The organism is Bacteroidetes bacterium GWF2_43_63 (assembly GCA_001769275.1).
Classification (GTDB): domain Bacteria; phylum Bacteroidota; class Bacteroidia; order Bacteroidales; family DTU049; genus GWF2-43-63.
In genome coordinates this window covers 1-18,375 of sequence record MEOQ01000047.1, presented here as the reverse complement: position 1 = coordinate 18,375, position 18,375 = coordinate 1, and the positions used below count along the sequence as shown (strand labels likewise).

The window sequence follows — 18,375 nt, the reverse complement described above, 5'->3', positions numbered from 1 at the left end:
TCATCCTGAGTGTTTGAAATGACGACCTGGAAAACAGCTGTCTTCAAACGTATCTCCACCAGCTTCGCAGCGGACAAGGAAGGGGGCAGCGTGCAAGGAAGGAGACAGCGAAAACCAACAAAAGAAAAGTCTGTTGAGTTGAATGTGATCCCGGCTGTGTCATTGAAGCTAAATATCATAAACGACCGGGAATCAATTTTAATTCTTTTGTTGATTTTCAAAAAAACAATTAGTCAAAAGTTTTTTTGTATCGATGTGCACCACTCAATTATTTTGTCAATCGCAGTCGCGCATTTCCACCTTTGCGAAGCATAACTCACAACGGACCACTCACCAATAACCATTCACTATTAACCAATAACTATTACTTGTGGAATGCTTTCACAAAATCGTCCACCTCTTTCACGCCGCCCTGCAAAACAAGATACCCGTTGTATGGCTCTCGCTCGGTGATTTCATCGTTGATGGGTGTCAGCATCAGTCGCTTCACTTCTTCGGGATCGTCGGTCTGACCAAGTACCCAGCCCAGTTTGATGTAAGCAGTTTCGGGCAACATGTTGCCGGCAGGAACAATGCCTTTTGCCATCAGGTCGCGACCGGTGTCATACACAAACATATGGCAATATCCATACATCGTTTGAACGGCCATGAACATATGTACGCCCTTTGCGTGCGCGCGTTCAATGGCGGGATACAGCGGTTTGTTGATGTGTCCCAATCCGGTTCCGGCAATGATGATTCCGCGGTAGCCATTGTCAACCAGACTGTCGATAATGTCGGGCATCATGTTCGGATAATAATAGACGATGGCAACCTTCTCTTCGAAATACGGATAGATATTGACTTTGCGGTCTTTGCGACGCGGATTGTAATTCTGTTTGATCGGAACAACGCCTTTGCGTGTAATGGTGGCAAGCGGAACATCGCTCAGGGTGCGGAATGTAGAGCGATACGACGAGTGCATTTTGCGAACGCGCGTACCACGGTGGAGGAATCCATATTCGTCCGATGTTGGTCCGAACATACACACCATTACTTCGGCAATATCGCCATGACCAGCAGCGGTCATTGAATGCATCAGATTGAGTGCGGCATCGGAACTTGGTCGGTCCGAAGAGCGCTGTGAGCCTACGAGTACGATGGGTACTGGTGAATTCTGCACCATAAAAGTTAATGCAGCTGCGGTATGTGAGAGTGTGTCGGTTCCGTGACCGATCACAATACCATCAATTCCTTTTTCAATTTCTTCGCCAATGGCAATGGCCAGTTTTTTATACTGCTCCGGTCCCATGTTTTCGCTGAAAACCGCAAAGAGCTTATCGGTGGTGAGGTTGCAGATATCGGCCAGTTCGGGAACAGCGCCATATAATTCTCCCGGAGTGAACGCCGGAATCACAGCTCCGGTGCGGTAGTCGAGACGTGAAGCAATGGTACCGCCGGTTCCGAGCAGTTTTACCTTCGGTAAACCGGGAGTAACCGGAAATTGCTTTTCAGGAATTTTATAATTGGCTTTTTTGTAGCCGGTCTCCTTCATGTTCAGAATGGTGGTGGTGTCAACACCAACGTTATAGCCGGTGATGATTTTCAACACAATGTGTTTGTCATCGTCGTTTTCGGAACGTGGCAGCACGGTGCCCTGAAAATTGCCGCGGGTGGTTTCCACTTCGGCCTGACCCCAAACACGGACCTGATATTTCTTCAGCAGTTCGAGCGCATGGCCCTTATATCCCTGGAAAAAATCTTCGCTCATTATTTTGAAATTTTCTGTTTAACGATTGTGTGTAATTCGGTCAGACTCATGTTGCCGCGGGCTATGCGCTGCAGCTCTCCCATGATCCAGTTGGTGCGGTTTTCGGGTGTGTCGGTGTGACAAACCGTTCCAAACTTTTCATTCAGGAAACTGATCTTTTCGGTTATTTCATCGGATTTCAGCGCTTTGAATTTCAAACTGATCAGCACAGAATCAAAATCCATTTTCGGATACTGATAAACCACGGGCAGCATGTTGTATGCATAACGCAGATCCATGTGATTTTTCTTCAGATATTGAATCATGCTTTCAATATTGTTGATGCTGAAACCGGCGCCTTTTTCAAAATGTCCTTCCACCCATTTCAGGCGGTGACCGATGAAATTGCCAACCCATTTCGGATCGGTGTCGGTATTCTTGCTGATGGCTTCTATGGCCGGATACAGATTATTTGTGAAGAGGTAGTAATACGTACTTTCGGCAACGCCCCATTTTTTCAATTGGGTGTAGCGTTCACTCACTTCAGTCGGTAGGTCTTTGCGGAGATCTTCGATCTGCTTGTCGGTGAGCGGAATCGGAGCGCTGTCGGTGTCTGGATACATACGGTCGGCACCTGGCAGCACGCGTTCGAAAATGGTTGAGCCGTCTTCGAAGCTCTTGCGTGTTTCGTTGGGAATGCCTTCAAAAGCCATACGGCAACGCTCCTCGATGACTTCGAGAGCTGTTTTGATGTCGGCTTCAGGTCCCCAGAAAATAATCTGTGCATCGTCGTCGCGTGCATCGAGCATAGGGGCGATGATTTCCAGATCAACAGCTGTAATTATATTGTCGAATTGCTCCGTATGCAGCATATTCGGTTTTTCGAGACAGGCAATCACTTTCAGACGATCCGAAATTTCATTGGCGAACATTTTGGTCGGCTGGGTGAAATGGCTCAGAATGCCACGGAAGCCCGGAAGATTAACCGCGACAATTTTGTGGCCCGCATCACGTGCGATTTTCAGCGGTTCGAATGTGATTTCGAACATGTCGTAATCGAGAAATTCATGACGCATTTTCCAATTGGCAGCAGTGCCGATTTTCTTCTGCAGTTTTTCACGCACCTTCAGCAATGCCCATTGGCGGAAGCACTCGACATGTGTGAGTTCAGGAATCCATTTGGTGTGAGCCACGCCTTTGATTTCGATGCGGGTTCCGCCTTTGCAGCTTACATTCACGTCTTCGCGGCCGGCGCCGATGCCTGTGCGGACAAGTCCTGTACTACGATTCAGAAAACGAATATAATCACAGACTTCTTTTACTTCGTCCGGATTTTTCATGTCCGGATAAGTCACTGTTTCGATCAGCGGCATTCCAAGACGATCGGTTTTATAAACGCGGGTGTGGCCAATATCGCTGATTTCGCGGCAGCTGTCTTCTTCGATGCTGAGTTGAATCAGTCGAATTTTTTTATCTTTCATCGCAAGTTCGCCCTCAACACCAATGATGGCGGTGCGCTGAAACCCTGTCGGGATGCTGCCGTCGAGATACTGCTTGCGGGTAATATGCACTTCGCCTACAATGTTCAGTTTCGATAAAAGTGAGATTCTGATTGCAATATCCAGCGCCTGACGATTGATGGGGAACGGCGGTGTGTCGTCCACTTCATACGTGCAGGTAGTTTCGTTTTTAACGCGGTAAACTATTTCCTTGCGGGTTTTGAATTCCATCAGCGCGGTTCCGTCATACTCGCCAAGCTCACTCAGTGTAGGGCGCATATGACGAATGACTTCTGCATCGTAAACATCGCTGTGATTGAATTTGCCGGCAGGGCAGTTGCAGAAAAGTTTCTTTTCCGTCAGCAATTGCTGATGCACTTCAAGGCCCGACATAAAGCCGATGGAGTCGTAAGTGGCTTGTGTGGCCTCGCGACGAGGTACATACCCGACTTCCTTTTTGCTGTTCTCGTAATTGGCACGAGCGTCGAAATCAGTTCTCATGTGATTGATACTGTTTTATTCTGAATTATTTGTCAAAAGTAAAATAAATCAGAAACAAACCGATAAAAAACACGGCTTTTTTTCAAACATTGGTTAAAAACCCCCTATGAACAATGAACACCGAACAAGGAAATGAGAAATTTGAAGTGAAATCCCCTGTAGAACATCGAACACTGAACAAGGAAGGATGAAATTTCGAAGTAAATGCAAAAGAACGTCTTATAAACACTGAACAAGGAAGTGTGAAATTCGAAGTGAAAACCATAGACTGTGTTTTGGACTCTGAACAAAGATTGATGTTCAGATTTTTGTATTTCCTTCTTCCTCCTGCCTTCCTTGTTCCTTGTTCAGTGTTCGGTGTTCCTTCTGCCTTTCTTGTTCCTTGTTCAGTGTTCGATGTTCACTTAACCATTCCACCGCACATGGCTTCATCACTCGGATTCACCATCATCAGCGTGCCATCGGAATTTTCGGCAAAGAGAATCATTCCGTTCGACTCCACGCCTTTGATGTCGCGCTTGCCGAGATTGGCTACCACAACGACTTTCTTTCCGATCATCTGCTCTGGTGTAAAATATTCAGCAACACCCGATACAATGGTGCGTGTTTCAAAACCCATGTCAACACTCAGCTTCATGAGTTTTTTTGTCTTGGCAACTTTTTCAGCTTCAAGAATTTTTCCAACGCGTAAATCTATTTTTGAAAAGTCGTCGAACGAAATATCCGGCTTCACCTGCTCGTAGCTGACATTTGAAGCTTTATTCGCAATCTTCGATGCCTCGAGCTTATCCAGCTGTTTCTGTATATCGGCATCATCAATTTTTTCAAAAAGTAATTCCGGTTGGTTCAATTGCAATCCTTCATTCAACAACGCTTTGCCGATATCATCCCAAGAAGCTTCGTTCATGTTCAACATCGATTTCAACTTTGTCGCCGTGAACGGCAGGAATATTTCAGAAAGGATGGCCATGTTTGCAGAGATCTGCAACACGTTGTTCAGAATGCCTTTCACGGCTTCCGGGTTTTCTTTAAATACTTTCCATGGCTCTTTGTCGGTGAGATATTTATTGCCAATCCGGGCAATGTCCATGAAAAATCCCAACGCTTCGCGGAATCGAAAATGTTCGAGACTTCCGGTGATTTTTTCTTTCAGAACGCCGATTTCCTTCAGGATGTCATCGAGCTCTGCGCCTTGTGTTGAAGCAGGTACTTTACCTTCAAAATATTTATGAGTAAGCACCATAGCACGGTTCACAAAGTTGCCGAAAATAGAGGCAAGTTCGTTGTTGTTGCGTGCCTGAAAATCTTTCCACGTGAAATCGTTATCCTTGGTTTCCGGCGCATTGGCAGTCAACACATAGCGCAACACATCCTGCTTTCCGGGAAAATCTTCGAGATATTCATGCAACCAGACAGCCCAGTTGCGCGAGGTGCTGATCTTTTCTCCTTCGAGATTCAGAAACTCATTGGCTGGAACATTTTCGGGCAGAATGTAGCTGCCTTCGGCTTTCAGCATAGCCGGAAATATGATGCAGTGGAAAACAATATTGTCTTTTCCGATGAAATGAATCAATCGCGAATCGTCGCTTTTCCAATATTCTTCCCAGCTTTTTCCGGTCTGCTGTGCCCAGTCGCGCGCAGCAGAAATATATCCAATAGGCGCATCAAACCAAACGTACAGAACTTTACCTGCGGCATCGGCAAGCGGAACTTTCACTCCCCAGTCGAGGTCGCGCGTAACGGCGCGTGGCTGCAAGCCCTGATCGATCCAGCTTTTGCACTGGCCATACACGTTGGTCTTCCATTCTTTGTGTCCGTCGAGAATCCACTCGCGGAGCCAGTTTTCGTACTGATCGAGCGGCAGAAACCAATGAGAAGTTTTGCGTTTCACAGGAGCGCTTCCCGACAATGTCGATTTTGGATCAATCAGATCTGTGGCGTTGAGCGACGTTCCGCACTTTTCGCATTGGTCGCCATAGGCGCGTTCATTGCCGCAATGCGGGCAGGTGCCTGTGATATAGCGGTCAGCCAGAAATTGTTGAGCTTCTTCATCGAAATATTGCTCCGATTCCATTTGCGTCAACTTGCCCTCTGAATGCAGCTTTGTGAAAAAGGCGGAAGCAGTTTCGTGATGAATGGGCAGACTGGTGCGCGAATAAATATCGAAAGTCATTCCGAAATCTTCAAATGATTTTTTTATTATTCCATGATACTCATCTACGACTTGTTGCGGTGTAATGCCCTTCTGACGCGCTTTGATGGTGATGGGAACGCCGTGCTCGTCGCTGCCGCCGATGAAAAGAACATCGCGTCCGGTTTTGCGCAGAAAGCGCACATAAATATCAGCGGGAACATAAACGCCGGCCATGTGTCCGATGTGTATCGGTCCGTTGGCGTAGGGCAGTGCAGTTGTAACAGTGTATCGTTTGTAGTCTTTCATGGGTCAAAAAGGAAAGGGCTGTCAATCCTTCGACTTCGCTCAGGATGACAGAATTGGTTAAAAATCAATACCGGATTGTCACCGGCACATTTGTATGTTTTCTGACAAATTCACCGATGCGATCCATCTCTTCGCGGCTCATTTTTTCAAGCTGTTTTTCTGGTGTCGGGCGATCGATAGGATAGATCATCCATTCAATAGCATCGATTTTCGAAACAAATGCAGCCAGCGCCAGGAGCGATTCTTCGGTAGTGTTGTCGATTTTTTCGCCTTCACTATCACCGCGCAGCACCAAGGTCTGAATGATTTTTTCACCAGTGAATTGTTCAATGAAATGCATAACCTCGTTGAGCTCAATGCCTTTGGCAGCGCGGTTTATCAACTCGAATTGTTTTGGATCGGTCGTGTCGAGTTTCAGTAACCCTTTATCGGCAAGAGCAATAGCATCCGCAATTTTTTGCTTGTGAAGCTGTGTTGAGTTGGTGAGCACCGTGATTTTGGCGGCGGGTGCATACTCGTCTCTCAATCGCACCGAATCACGCATAATGAAACTAAAATCAGGATGCATGGTGGGTTCGCCATTGCCGGCAAAGGTGATTGCATCAGGAAGTTCGCCGGCAGCCTGCATTTCCTGCAGTTTTTTCTCAAGTTCCGCAACAACTTCTGTGGCTTTTGGTAATCCGTCGGCTGAAGTTTTATCGGTCCATCCGCATTCGCAATAGACACAATCGAATGTGCAGACCTTTTTATTAGCTGGCAGCAGGTTGATACCCAGGGATAAACCTAAGCGGCGGCTGCGCACCGGACCGAAAATGATGCTTCCAAAAAGATGTGTATCCATTTTATTTTTCTTCTTTGGCCAGCTTGCCGAAACTTTCGTAAGCAGCATCCAGAGCTTCTTCGAAAGCGGCAAATTTTTCATTCACTACTTTGCGGAAAGCTTTTGAACGTGCAGCACGTCCGTTTTTTCTTTCTTCGTCCGGCAGACGTACGAATTTTTTTTCAGCATGCTGAAGGGCATCAATCACATGATTTCTTTTTTCGGCAACTTTCTCAAGTTCCTTCATGATTACTTCGCCTTCTTCTTCTTTGTATAAGGACATGAGCATGATTCCATCAACCAATACTTCGTTGGTCAGATAATTCACGTCTTTTTTAATTGCTCTTTTGTTTGCCATAGCTTATTTTGTTTGATTTGTTTTTGTATGTGTTTGTTTGATTGCCGAATAAATTCCTTCGGCATCAAAACCGCATTCCTTCTTGAGTTCTGGCACAGTGCCGTGTTCAATAAAACGATCCGGGACGCCCAGTTTGATTAATGGAAGGAAATAGGAATGTTCCATCATGAATTCTGCAACAGCTGTTCCCAGGCCGCCTTTAATAGTCCCGTCCTCAATGGCAATTATAGCTTTGTGATTTTTGCATGCTTCGTGCAAAGCATTTTCATCAAGAGGTTTCAGAAAAATAATATTGTAATGCGAGATGCTGATGCCTTCTGAATCCAGCTTTGGATATAGTGAAACAACATCAAGACCGGGTTGTCCGATTGAGATTACGGCGATATCTTTTCCCTCGCGGAGTTTTTCCGATTTACCAATTTCGATTTCAGAAAAAGGTTGTTCCCATTTTTTATCATCTGAGTTTCCGCGCGGATAGCGGATTGCAAATGGTCCTGACTTTTTCAGTTGCGCTGTAAACATGAGATTGCGCAACTGCAAAGCGTTCATTGGTGCAGCGATAATCATATTTGGAACTGTCCGCAAATAGGCCAGATCAAAGACTCCGTGATGCGTAGCGCCATCTTCTCCAACAAGTCCACCGCGATCAATACCGAAAATAACCGGAAGATTCTGAATGGCAACATCGTGTATAAGCTGATCGTATGCGCGCTGCAGAAAAGTTGAGTAAACCGTGCAGAATGGAATTCGTCCTGATTTTGCGAGTCCCGCAGCAAATGTAACTGCATGTTGTTCGGCAATGCCGACATCGAAAACGCGGTCAGGAAAACGGTTTTGCATGATATTGAGCGAGCTGCCTGAAATCATGGCGGGTGTGATGGCACAAATGTCATCATTCTTTTCCGCAAGCTCGGTGAGGGTTTTGCCGTAGATTACCTGATATTTGGGTGGAGTGGATTCGCATGAAGTTTCAAGAATTTCTCCTGTCTTTGCATCATAGCGTCCGGGGGCATGAAACGTAACCTGATCTTTTTCAGCCGGCTTGTATCCTTTGCCTTTGGTTGTAATTACATGCAACAACTTTGGACCGTTGATGTCGCGTAAATCTTCGAGAACGCTGATCAGTTGCCGGATATCATGACCGTCTACCGGACCAAAATAGCGAAGATTAAAAGCCTCGAACAGATTTGATTTTTTAAGCCAGGTCCATTTGAGTGCGGTCGATGTTTTATTGGCGATTTTCTGAATAAAGGTTCCGCGGAACACGCGCCAGATGCGGTATTTGAGTTTGTTGTAAGTGTGCGAAGCAGTAATACGTGTAAGATATCTTGTAAAAGATCCAGTGTTTTCATCAATGGCAATTCCGTTGTCATTGAGCACTACCAGAATATTGTTTTTAGTTGCGCCAATATTGTTTAATGCTTCAAACGCTTCTCCGCCGGTCATGCTTCCATCGCCGATGAATGCTATAAAATGATTTTTATTGAGTCCGTCAATTTGCTCTCCTACGGCCATGCCCAGCGCCGCCGAAATACTGGTACTGCTGTGACCGGTGCCAAAAATGTCATGTTCGCTTTCAGATGGCTTTGGAAAACCACTGAGACCATCTTTCTGGCGTATTGTATGAAAAACATCGCGACGCCCTGTCAGAATTTTGTGAATGTAGGACTGGTGACCAACGTCCCAGATTATACGGTCTTTCGGTGAATCGAAAATATAATGCAGGGCGATGGTCAGCTCAACCACGCCCAGATTGGCTCCCAGGTGCCCGGGATGACGTGCCATGTTCTCAATAAGGAAATCACGGAGCTCCTCAGCTAGAATTTTTAATTCCTGCGGGGTAAACTTCTTCAGGTCTTCGGGCCCATCGATGCGGGATAAATATGTGCCGGCTTTTACTACCATATTTCGGGGTGCAAAGGTAATGATTTACGAGATATGATTTGAGTTTTATGATTTTCGATCGGATGTACGATTTTGGACTTTATTGTTAAGAATATTGACTAACGGCAGATTTCCCCTTTAATTGCACATTCTTTCTTGGTGATTGATTGTCAGGATCTTTGAATATAAATAGTCGTTACACGTTACGGACGTGGAATTTATTCCGCTGTAAGCGGAAATCGTTACAAAGTTACATGGTTACAAAGTTACATGGTTACAAGGAGACAGTGTAACAAGGTGGCAGTCGTTACAGCAAAGCTGACAGTTATTAGTTGTCAGCAATCAGCTCTCAGACAAAGCTTAGTCGTTACAACCTTTCCCGGAATTTTATATTTTCACATGAGCCGACGGCGCCACATGCGCCCCGCTTCCAGCGGGATAAACTCCGTCGCACATCTTCACTTATGTCGCATCAGCGCATTAAATTCTCAATTTCATCCGCCTCAAGCGGAATCTCCGTCATCAGATCAATGGGTTCATCATCGACCAGAATATCATTTTCGATGCGGATGCCAATGCCTTCTTCCTTAATGTAGATGCCGGGTTCGCAGGTAAGCACCATTCCTTTTTTAAGTATTATCGAACGCAGGCCGACATCGTGCACATCGAGTCCCATAAAGTGCGAAGCACCGTGCATATAATATTTGAAGTAGAGCGGGGTGGAGCCGGTATTATTTTTCACCTCTTCTGCTGAAAACAATCCAAGTTCAATCATTTTCTGCTCCATCATCAACGCAATTTGCTTGTTTGTTTTTTCGATGGTGGCACCTGGAATTAGGATTTTTTTTGCTTCTTTCAAAACATCAAGAACCGCATTGTAGCATTGTTTCTGACGGGGAGTGAATTTTCCATTCACCGGAATCGTGCGCGAACAGTCCGATGCATAGTTTCCATAACTTGCGCCGAAGTCCAGCAGCAGCAGATCTCCGTCTTTCAGTGGGCTGTCGTTGGTTACATAATGAAGCACGCAGGCGTTTTCGCCTCCGGCAACGATGGGACTGTAGGCATGTCCCGATGCGCCGCGGCGAATGAATTCATGCGTCATTTCTGCTTCGACCTCATATTCCATCATGCCGGGTTTTGTTGTTTCCAAAACGCGTAGAAAGGCCTCTTTAGTAATTTCAATCGCTTTTCCGATCATGTCAATTTCTTCGGGCGATTTGCATAGGCGCAGCTCTGTTGTTAGTGGCGTAAGACGTTCATACTGATGAAGCGGAAAAGTATTTTTAATTTCATCGACCAGACGACGATTCGCATCGTGAGTGTTGGTGCTGTATTTCAGATATTCGTTCAGACCCATATAAATAGTACGCGACTGTTGCGCCATGTCACGCAGTGCAGATTTAAAATCGGCCACCCATTTTACCGTTTTTATTCCCGATAGCTCCGACGCTTCTTCTCGGCTCACGCGTTTGCCATACCAGATGACCATGGTGGGATCGGCTTCCTGCACAAATAAGACTTCGCGCTGATTCGGATCAGGATGATGCGGGCACAAACAAAGCAGCGCGTTTTCTTCATCAATTCCGGTAAGATAATAAAAGTCGGAATTCTGTCGGAAAGCATAGTCCTGATCGCCGCTCCAGGGCATATGTTCGTTGCCGGCCAGCACCACGAGACTATCGGGCAGCAGTCTTTCAATTAAACGCTTTCTGTTTCGTTTGAAAAATTCGGATTTTATCGGTTGGTAGCGCATGATTTTTTTGCTAAAATACAAAAAATGCTAATTCTTTTTTCGTTACGCGTTACAGACGTTACGCGTTACAACATTGCTGTCGCCCTCAGCCTTCTTCAACCTCTCTGCATCGCATAGTGACCTGAGTGCGTTGAAGAAGAACAAATTTGCGTTGTGCGTTTGCAGCAGCGCATTACCAAAATGATCCCTAAACTTAGGCGCGTCTCCCGATATGTTAGTGGTCGCGCGTCTCCCGACGCGTGACTCTTCTCCATTCACCCGAGAAAAACCGCCGTTCACCGGAAAGTACATTTCTGCCTGTGTTTATCGAAATACTTTTGCCGCGTTATCTGAAATCGAATGGGGGTTGCAAAATATTCATATAGTAATTCTGACAGTTGGCAGATTTTCGACAGCTGGATGCAAGCCGAAATGCCCAATTTGTATATTTTTGAAAAAACCCAGGAAACAAAAATGATAAATAAAGTTTCCGGTGTGTTGAAAGTTTATATCTTTGCGGCATGGACGAAAAATTGAAACATATAATAGAGGAAACCTCAAAACTCTTTATTCGCTATGGCGTAAAAAGTGTCTCGATGGATGATATTGCCAACCATCTGGGCATGTCGAAAAAGACTTTATATCAGTATTTTGCCGACAAAAAGGACCTGGTGTTATCCATCATTACCCATCACACGGCCGAAACAAATTTTTGCTTTCACGAATTGTCGAAGCTGGAAGGTAACGCCATCGACATCCTGGTTAAAGTGAGCGAAATTCTTATTGAAAATTTCGGGAAGATCAACCCTGCGGTTAATTTCGATCTGCAGAAGTATTATCCTGAAGCTTTCAAAGCGCTGCTTGACCACAAACATAGTCATGTGCTCGAAAACATAGAGCTCAACCTGAACCGTGGCATTAAGGAAGGTTTATACCGAAAGGGGTTAAATGTGAAAATCATTGCGTATTTCTATATGGCACGCATGGATCAGATTTTCGCCCTCGATGCCAGCGATGAGAGTTTGAAAGATGTAAAAACCGAAGACATTCTTCGCGAACTGCTAATATATCACATAAGAGGTATTGCCAATGAAAAAGGCGTTGAATATCTCGAAAATAAACTACTGAAAGAACTAAAAGGAAAGAAATGAGAAAATCGTTTGTTGTTGTATTTGTGTTTGCTTGCCTGTTGTCGGGGGCTCAGGAAAGCACGGATCTGTCGCTTGAACAGGCCATCCGTTATGCACAGGAGAACAGTCCCACTTTAAAAAACGCTCAGCTTGATGTTGAAATTGCGAAGAAAAAAATCATGGAAACCACCGCCATTGGCTTGCCACAGATCAATGGTTCAGTAGAGTACCAGAATTTTCTCGATATTCCGACCACGCTATTACCAGACTTTATAAGCCCAGCGGTGTACGGAGTCTTACTTCAGGAAGGTCTTATAACGCCTGCTCAATTGCCTTCGTCGGATGAGGCCCAGTTCTTCCCGGCTAAATTCGGAACTCAGCACAATGCTGCGTATGGAGTGACTTTGTCGCAGCTGATTTTCAGTGGTCAATATATTGTTGGACTGCAGGCTTCGCGCGTGTTTGGAAACATGTCGGAACTGGGTCTTCAGAAAAGTGCGACCGACATAAAATATTCAGTCACTGAAACGTATTGTCTCATTTTATCCCTCCAGGAAAATGCAATCATTTTGGATTCCAATCTGGTGCATTTTCAGAAACTGCTGAGGGAGTCCGAAGCCATGTTTGATCAGGGTTTCATCGAAGAGACAAATGTTGACCAGCTTAAACTGAATGTGTCAAATATCGACAATGCAGTCAATTCGCTCAAGCGCCAGATTGAGGCAGCCCAGATGCTTTTGAAATATCAGATCGGTATGGAAGTGACGTTGCCTGTTCGCCTGACCGATGATCTTGAAAAAATCCTGAATGGCACCAGTACCGAAGTCTTATCAGGGTCGGCTTTTAATCCATCTGCCGTGATCGATTTTCAGTTAATGGAAACACAGGTTCGCCTGCAGGAGCTATCGCTCAAGCGCGAGAAATCGGCCTATTTGCCAACGATGGCCGGATACTTTTCGTATTCCCGAAAAGCTATGCGCGATGAATTTAATTTTTTCGACAGCGAGCAGTCGTGGTATCCTACAACGCTTGTTGGAATAAAACTCGAAGTTCCTATTTGGAGCAGTGGCACACGTCACACAAAAATTCAACAGGCGCAGCTGAATTTGCAGAAAAGCATTACCAGCCGCGATATGGTTGGACAAGCTTTGTTGCTTCAGTACGAACAGGCGCGAATCGGCTATTTGTCGGCGCTTGACAAGTATCAGCATGAAAAGGAAAATGTTGCGATAGCAGAAAAAATTCTGAACAAAACCATGATAAAATTTCGCGAAGGGTTAAGCAGCAGCATGGAACTTACTCAGGCTCAGATGCAGCATCAGAGTGCTCAGGGAAATTATTTCGCCGCGGTGTTTGAACTGGTTTCATCCCGAAACAAAATGCAAAAACTTTTTGAAAACAAATAAAACAAAGAATATGAAAAAGGTGGGAACCATCCTGTTGATCGCATTGATCCTGGCTTCGTGCAATAATGGAAGCAGCGACGACAGAATAAAAAAACTCGAAGAACTGAAAAAAGAACGGGAAAGTCTGACCAAAGAAATCAACGCACTCGAAGAAGAGCTGATTGCTGAAGGGTTACTCGTGAAGGACAAAGGAACACAAGTAGAAGTGCTTGAGATCGACACAACCGAATTTATATCGTATCTCGATTTGCAGGGAAAAGTTGATGGTGACGAAAATGTTACTGCTACTGCAAAAACAGTGGGTGTTATTATGAATGTAATGGTAAAGGAAGGACAGATGGTGTCGCGCGGACAAACCCTTGCCATGATGGATGCATCCGTAATGCAGCAGGGATTGGCTGAACTGAAACAGCAGGAAACATTTTTGCAGGATGTTTTTAATCGTCAGAAGTCGCTTTGGGAGCAGAATATCGGAAGTGAGATGCAGTATCTTCAGGCAAAGAACAATCTCGAAGGAATTCAGAATCGCATTGCAACCACAAAGCAGCAGATTGCCATGAATTATATTACCTCGCCTATTTCTGGTCGCATTGAGGAAGTTAACGTCAAGGTTGGTTCATCGGTAGCTCCTGGCACTCCCGCATTCCGTGTGGTGAATTTCAACAAAATAAAAGTTGCTTCCGAAGTAAGTGAGTCCTATTCCAAAAACATAAAAATCGGAAGCAAGGTGCTGGTCTCTATTCCGGATCTGAATTATGAAACCGAGGCTCCGCTGTCGTTTGTAAGCAAGTATATCAATCCCGGCAGCCGTTCATTTCGCATTGAATGTGTAATGCCTTCTGTTAAGGATGTGGACTATCGGGCCAATATGATTGCGGTGATGAAAATCAGCGTGTACACAAATCCTAAAGCCATTGTGGTTCCGCAGAATATTGTTCAGTCCTCAGCCAATGGCGAATTTGTGTATGTCGCCGTAAAAAAAGGAAAAAAAGAAGTTGCTGAAATGCGCATCATAACTACCGGTGAAGTGTATCAGGGTACGGTGGAAATTCTCACTGGTCTTAAAAAAGGTGACCGCGTAATTGTGCTTGGATACAACAATCTGAAAGAAGGATCTGAACTTCATGTGTCGTCGAAAAAATAATACGGGGGAATTTTTAAAATGAAAAAAACCAAACACAGGGAGTTTATTGGTTCAAGCTGGGCCATCAACAATAACACGAGTGTATATGTACTTGCGGTGTTGATACTGTTGATCGGGTTCATGAGCTATCGCTCCATTCCGAAAGAACAAATGCCCGAGGTGGTTATTCCAACCATTATGGTGGCCACTGTTTATCCCGGCACATCGCCGAAAGACATTGAAAACCTTGTGACGCGACCGCTCGAAAAACAAATTAAAAGCATCAACGGAGTAAAAAAAGTATCGAGCAATTCGGTGCAGGACTTTTCCAGCGTCGTTGTGGAATTCGATACCGATGTTGATGTTTCGGAAGCAAAGGATAAGGTTAAAGATGCCGTTGATAAAGCAAAATCAGATCTGCCGACCGACCTTCTGGCCGATCCTGAAGTAAGGGAAATTGACCTGAGCGAAATCCCAATTGTGACCATAAACATTTCAGGCGATTATTCGAATCAGGCACTGAAAAATTATGCAGAGCTGATTCAGGATCGTATTGAATCGCTTTCCGAAATCACCAGAGTAGATATCATTGGGGCGCTTGACAGAGAAATTCAAATCAATGTCGATCTCAATAAAATGAAAGCAGCAGGTCTCACTTTCACCGACATCGAGCGCGGAATTGCTGGTGAAAATGCCATTATTTCAGCGGGTTCCATCACCAACAACGGTGTAAACAGCTCCATCTCGGTAAAAGGACAATTTCTTCAGATTTCTGATCTTTATTCAATTGTGCTTCACACACCCACCGGTGGCGGTGTTTATCTGAAAGACATTGCCGAAATAAAAGATGGATTCGAAGAACAGGAGAGCTATGCGCGATTCAACGGTAAAAATGTGGTTCTGCTGAACGTGATTAAAAAAACCGGCGAAAACCTTCTGGATGCGAATGATCAGATTGATGAAATCTTGACCGATCTGAAAGTAAGCTCCTTGCCCGACGATCTCAAAATTGATAAAACCGGCGACCAGAGCCGACATACACGCAATACACTGGAAGAGCTTAACAATACTATTATTTTTGGGTTTATTTTAGTTACACTGGTACTTATGTTTTTCATGGGTGTCAGCAATGCCATTTTTGTGGCTGCAGCGGTGCCTCTTTCAATGATGGTTTCGTACATCATTTTGCCAGGACTCGATTTTACCATGAATATGATGGTGATGTTCGCCTTTATTTTCGCACTCGGGATTATTGTTGATGATGCCATTGTGGTGGTGGAGAATACTTACCGGATGCACAAGACGGTTCCGGATATTAAAAAGGCTGCAAAATATGCTGCGGGCGAAGTGTTCTATCCCATCCTGAGCGGAACACTCACCACGCTGGCTCCTTTTTTCCCGCTGGCTTTCTGGCCCGGCATCGTCGGACAATTCATGCATTACATGCCAGTGACCATTATCATTGCGCTGTTTGCATCACTGGCTGTTGCCTACATTATTAATCCCGTTTTTGCAGTGAATTTCATGAAAAAAGATGAGCATAAGATTCCTGTATCTCCGGGTTGGAAATCGGTTCTGCGTTCAGCTTCATGGTTTCTGATTCCTGCCGTGCTTTTCCATATTGCACATATTCCGGCGATAGGAAACTTCCTTATCATTATGTTTATCATCGTTGTTTTCCACAAATTTGTTACGGCACACTGGGTATACAAATTTCAGCACAACTTGTGGCCACGCATTGTGAAGCGATACGAAAGACTCATCGCTCAGGTGCTGAAAGGCCGCAACCCGCAAAAAATCATGTGGGGCACGCTTAGTCTGTTTATCATTACAATGGTGATAACAGCTGTGGCAAAACCCGAAGTTGTTTTCTTCCCCGACAATGATCCAAGTCAGATTAACGTGTTGGTGAAAATGCCTCCGGGAACCGAAGTGCTGGTGACTGACAGTGTTGCGAAAATTGTTGAACATCGGGTTTCAGGAATTGTTGGAAAAGACAATCCCAATGTTGAATCTATAATTACAAAAGTGGCTCTGGGCGCTGATCCGAATAGCTTTGACCGCTCCATCACACCAGAGAAAGCCATGGTGTCCGTCAATTTTATCGAAAGCAAATTCCGCACGACAAGCACCACTCCGTATATGAACCAGATCAGAGACTCGCTCAATGATATTGCAGGAGCTGTGATTACTGTTGAGAAAAACCGCATGGGTCCTCCTACCGGAAAGCCCATCAACATTGAGTTGTATTCCGAAGACATCGATCTGCTGATTGAAGATTCAAAACGATTTTCCGATTTCATCAATGCTTCGGGAATTGAAGGCATTCAGGAATTAAAGTCCGACCTTCAGGAAGCCAAGCCGGAAATTGTAATAGAACTCGACCGTGCCAAGGCCAATGCCGAAGGAGTGAACACTTATACCATCGGTCTTGCTATGCGCACATCAATCTACGGAAAAGAAGTGTCGAAATTCAAAGAGTTCGAAGATGAATATCCGATCATGCTGCGATATAGTGAAGAGTACCGCGACAATCTGGAAAACATTCTGAATATGAACATCACTTTTCGCGATATTGCAACTGGCAGGGTGAAAGATGTTCCCATTTCTTCGCTCGTAAATGTGAAATACACGAGCTCTTACGGCGGTATTCGCCGCGTGGACAACAAGAGGGCCATCACGTTGTCGTCCGAAGTTGTGAGTGGCTACAATGCCAACGAAATCATTAAGCAGATTCAGTCTGCCTCACGCGATTTTAGTTTTTCGCCAGGAACAACATTCAATTTCACCGGCGAACAGGAAAACCAGCAGGAAAGCATGAGCTTTTTATCCAAAGCGTTGGTTATTTCAATCGGTCTGATTTTCTTTATTCTTATTTCGCAATTCAACAGCATCGGAAAAACGCTGATTATTCTAAGCGAAATTGTTTTATCGCTCATTGGTGTACTGCTCGGAATTGTCATATTCAATATGCCGGTATCCATTATTATGACTGGTATCGGCGTGGTTGCGCTGGGAGGGATTGTTGTGAGGAACGGAATTCTGATTGTGGAATTCTCCGACAAGCTTCTTGCCGAAGGACTCCGTCCGCGCGTGGCTATAGCAAGGGCTGCTTCGACACGTCTTACGCCTGTTATACTTACTGCAACGGCTACTATTCTTGGTTTGATTCCGCTTGCCCTGGGCATGAACATCAATTTTGAAACCCTGCTTACTTCGTGGAATCCGCAGATTTACTTCGGCGGCGACAACGTAATGTTCTGGGGACCTCTCTCCTGGACCATCGTGTTCGGACTTTCATTCGCCACTTTGCTCACACTGATTTTTGTGCCAGCCATGTACCTGATTCACTATTCAATGAAAGTGAAACTAAAACGCGCGCAAATCAGGCATAAAATCAAAAAAATCGCAAAAGCATAGTTTTTTTCTAATTGTATTTTTTCTACAACAACCGGAGTTCTTCGCATGAGAGCTCCGGTTTTTTATGGCTTCGCCAGTTCAAAAATCTCATCCGCAGGGTTGAAGTATTAAAATGCCTGAGAACACTTCTGGTTAATGCATCCAATGCCGACTATAAGCGTGCAATTTACGCCTATGTAACTTCTGTAACACAGAGTTTTCAGGAGTACACACAGAGGCGCACAGAGTAGATTTATTCAGGCAAAAGCCGATATCAATTACAGCAAAGTTAATTTGAAAGCGCGCTTTCAGAATTCATTTTGCTGTAATTGATTAACACAACTACGTTGT

At 44.9% G+C, this 18,375-nt stretch carries 13 protein-coding genes; 6 read left to right on the top strand and 7 right to left on the bottom strand.

Annotation, left to right across the window (positions count from 1 at the left end; all coding sequences use genetic code 11):
• Positions 1 to 18: 18 nt before the first annotated feature.
• Complete coding sequence (locus tag A2W93_07520) at positions 19 to 315, top strand: hypothetical protein (protein ID OFY52767.1); 297 nt, start codon at positions 19 to 21, stop codon at positions 313 to 315.
• Positions 316 to 364: 49 nt separating this feature from the next.
• On the opposite strand, the gene A2W93_07515 is transcribed toward A2W93_07520, so the two are convergent.
• The 7 genes from A2W93_07515 to A2W93_07485 form a co-directional block, all read right to left on the bottom strand.
• Positions 365 to 1,750 (bottom strand): glutamyl-tRNA(Gln) amidotransferase subunit D, encoded by a 1,386-nt coding sequence (locus A2W93_07515; protein ID OFY52766.1) that lies wholly within the window; start codon positions 1,748 to 1,750, stop codon positions 365 to 367.
• Positions 1,750 to 3,729 carry a glutamyl-tRNA(Gln) amidotransferase subunit E gene (locus A2W93_07510; GenBank protein ID OFY52765.1) on the bottom strand — a complete coding sequence of 660 codons (1,980 nt, stop codon included), beginning with the start codon at positions 3,727 to 3,729 and terminating at the stop codon, positions 1,750 to 1,752. The genes A2W93_07515 and A2W93_07510 overlap by 1 nt, the downstream gene beginning before the upstream one ends.
• A gap of 400 nt (positions 3,730 to 4,129) precedes the next feature.
• Complete coding sequence (locus tag A2W93_07505) at positions 4,130 to 6,169, bottom strand: methionine--tRNA ligase (GenBank protein ID OFY52764.1); 2,040 nt, start codon at positions 6,167 to 6,169, stop codon at positions 4,130 to 4,132.
• A gap of 64 nt (positions 6,170 to 6,233) precedes the next feature.
• Entirely contained in the window at positions 6,234 to 7,010 is a 777-nt protein-coding gene (locus A2W93_07500) for a hypothetical protein (GenBank protein ID OFY52792.1), read from the bottom strand.
• 1 nt (position 7,011) lies between these two features.
• A complete protein-coding gene (locus tag A2W93_07495) occupies positions 7,012 to 7,347 on the bottom strand; it encodes a hypothetical protein (protein OFY52763.1) in 336 nt (111 codons plus the stop codon).
• A 3-nt stretch (positions 7,348 to 7,350) separates the two neighbouring features.
• Positions 7,351 to 9,252 (bottom strand): 1-deoxy-D-xylulose-5-phosphate synthase, encoded by a 1,902-nt coding sequence (locus A2W93_07490; GenBank protein ID OFY52762.1) that lies wholly within the window; start codon positions 9,250 to 9,252, stop codon positions 7,351 to 7,353.
• Positions 9,253 to 9,703: 451 nt separating this feature from the next.
• Positions 9,704 to 10,987 (bottom strand): X-Pro aminopeptidase, encoded by a 1,284-nt coding sequence (locus tag A2W93_07485; protein OFY52761.1) that lies wholly within the window; start codon positions 10,985 to 10,987, stop codon positions 9,704 to 9,706.
• Positions 10,988 to 11,487: 500 nt separating this feature from the next.
• Here A2W93_07485 and A2W93_07480 point away from each other — a divergent pair, with 500 nt between their 5' ends.
• Genes A2W93_07480 through A2W93_07460 form a run of 5 tightly spaced genes read left to right on the top strand, consistent with a single transcriptional unit; the run spans position 11,488 to position 18,275 of the window.
• On the top strand, positions 11,488 to 12,117 hold the full coding sequence (locus A2W93_07480) for a hypothetical protein (protein OFY52760.1): 630 nt from the start codon (positions 11,488 to 11,490) through the stop codon (positions 12,115 to 12,117).
• Complete coding sequence (locus A2W93_07475) at positions 12,114 to 13,502, top strand: hypothetical protein (protein ID OFY52759.1); 1,389 nt, start codon at positions 12,114 to 12,116, stop codon at positions 13,500 to 13,502. The genes A2W93_07480 and A2W93_07475 overlap by 4 nt, the downstream gene beginning before the upstream one ends.
• Positions 13,503 to 13,512: 10 nt before the next feature.
• Positions 13,513 to 14,646, top strand: coding sequence for a hypothetical protein (locus tag A2W93_07470; GenBank protein OFY52791.1), 1,134 nt, complete (start codon positions 13,513 to 13,515; stop codon positions 14,644 to 14,646).
• Positions 14,647 to 14,664: 18 nt separating this feature from the next.
• Positions 14,665 to 18,045, top strand: coding sequence for a copper transporter (locus tag A2W93_07465; protein OFY52758.1), 3,381 nt, complete (start codon positions 14,665 to 14,667; stop codon positions 18,043 to 18,045).
• Positions 18,046 to 18,056: 11 nt separating this feature from the next.
• A complete protein-coding gene (locus tag A2W93_07460) occupies positions 18,057 to 18,275 on the top strand; it encodes a hypothetical protein (protein ID OFY52757.1) in 219 nt (72 codons plus the stop codon).
• Positions 18,276 to 18,375: the final 100 nt, after the last annotated feature.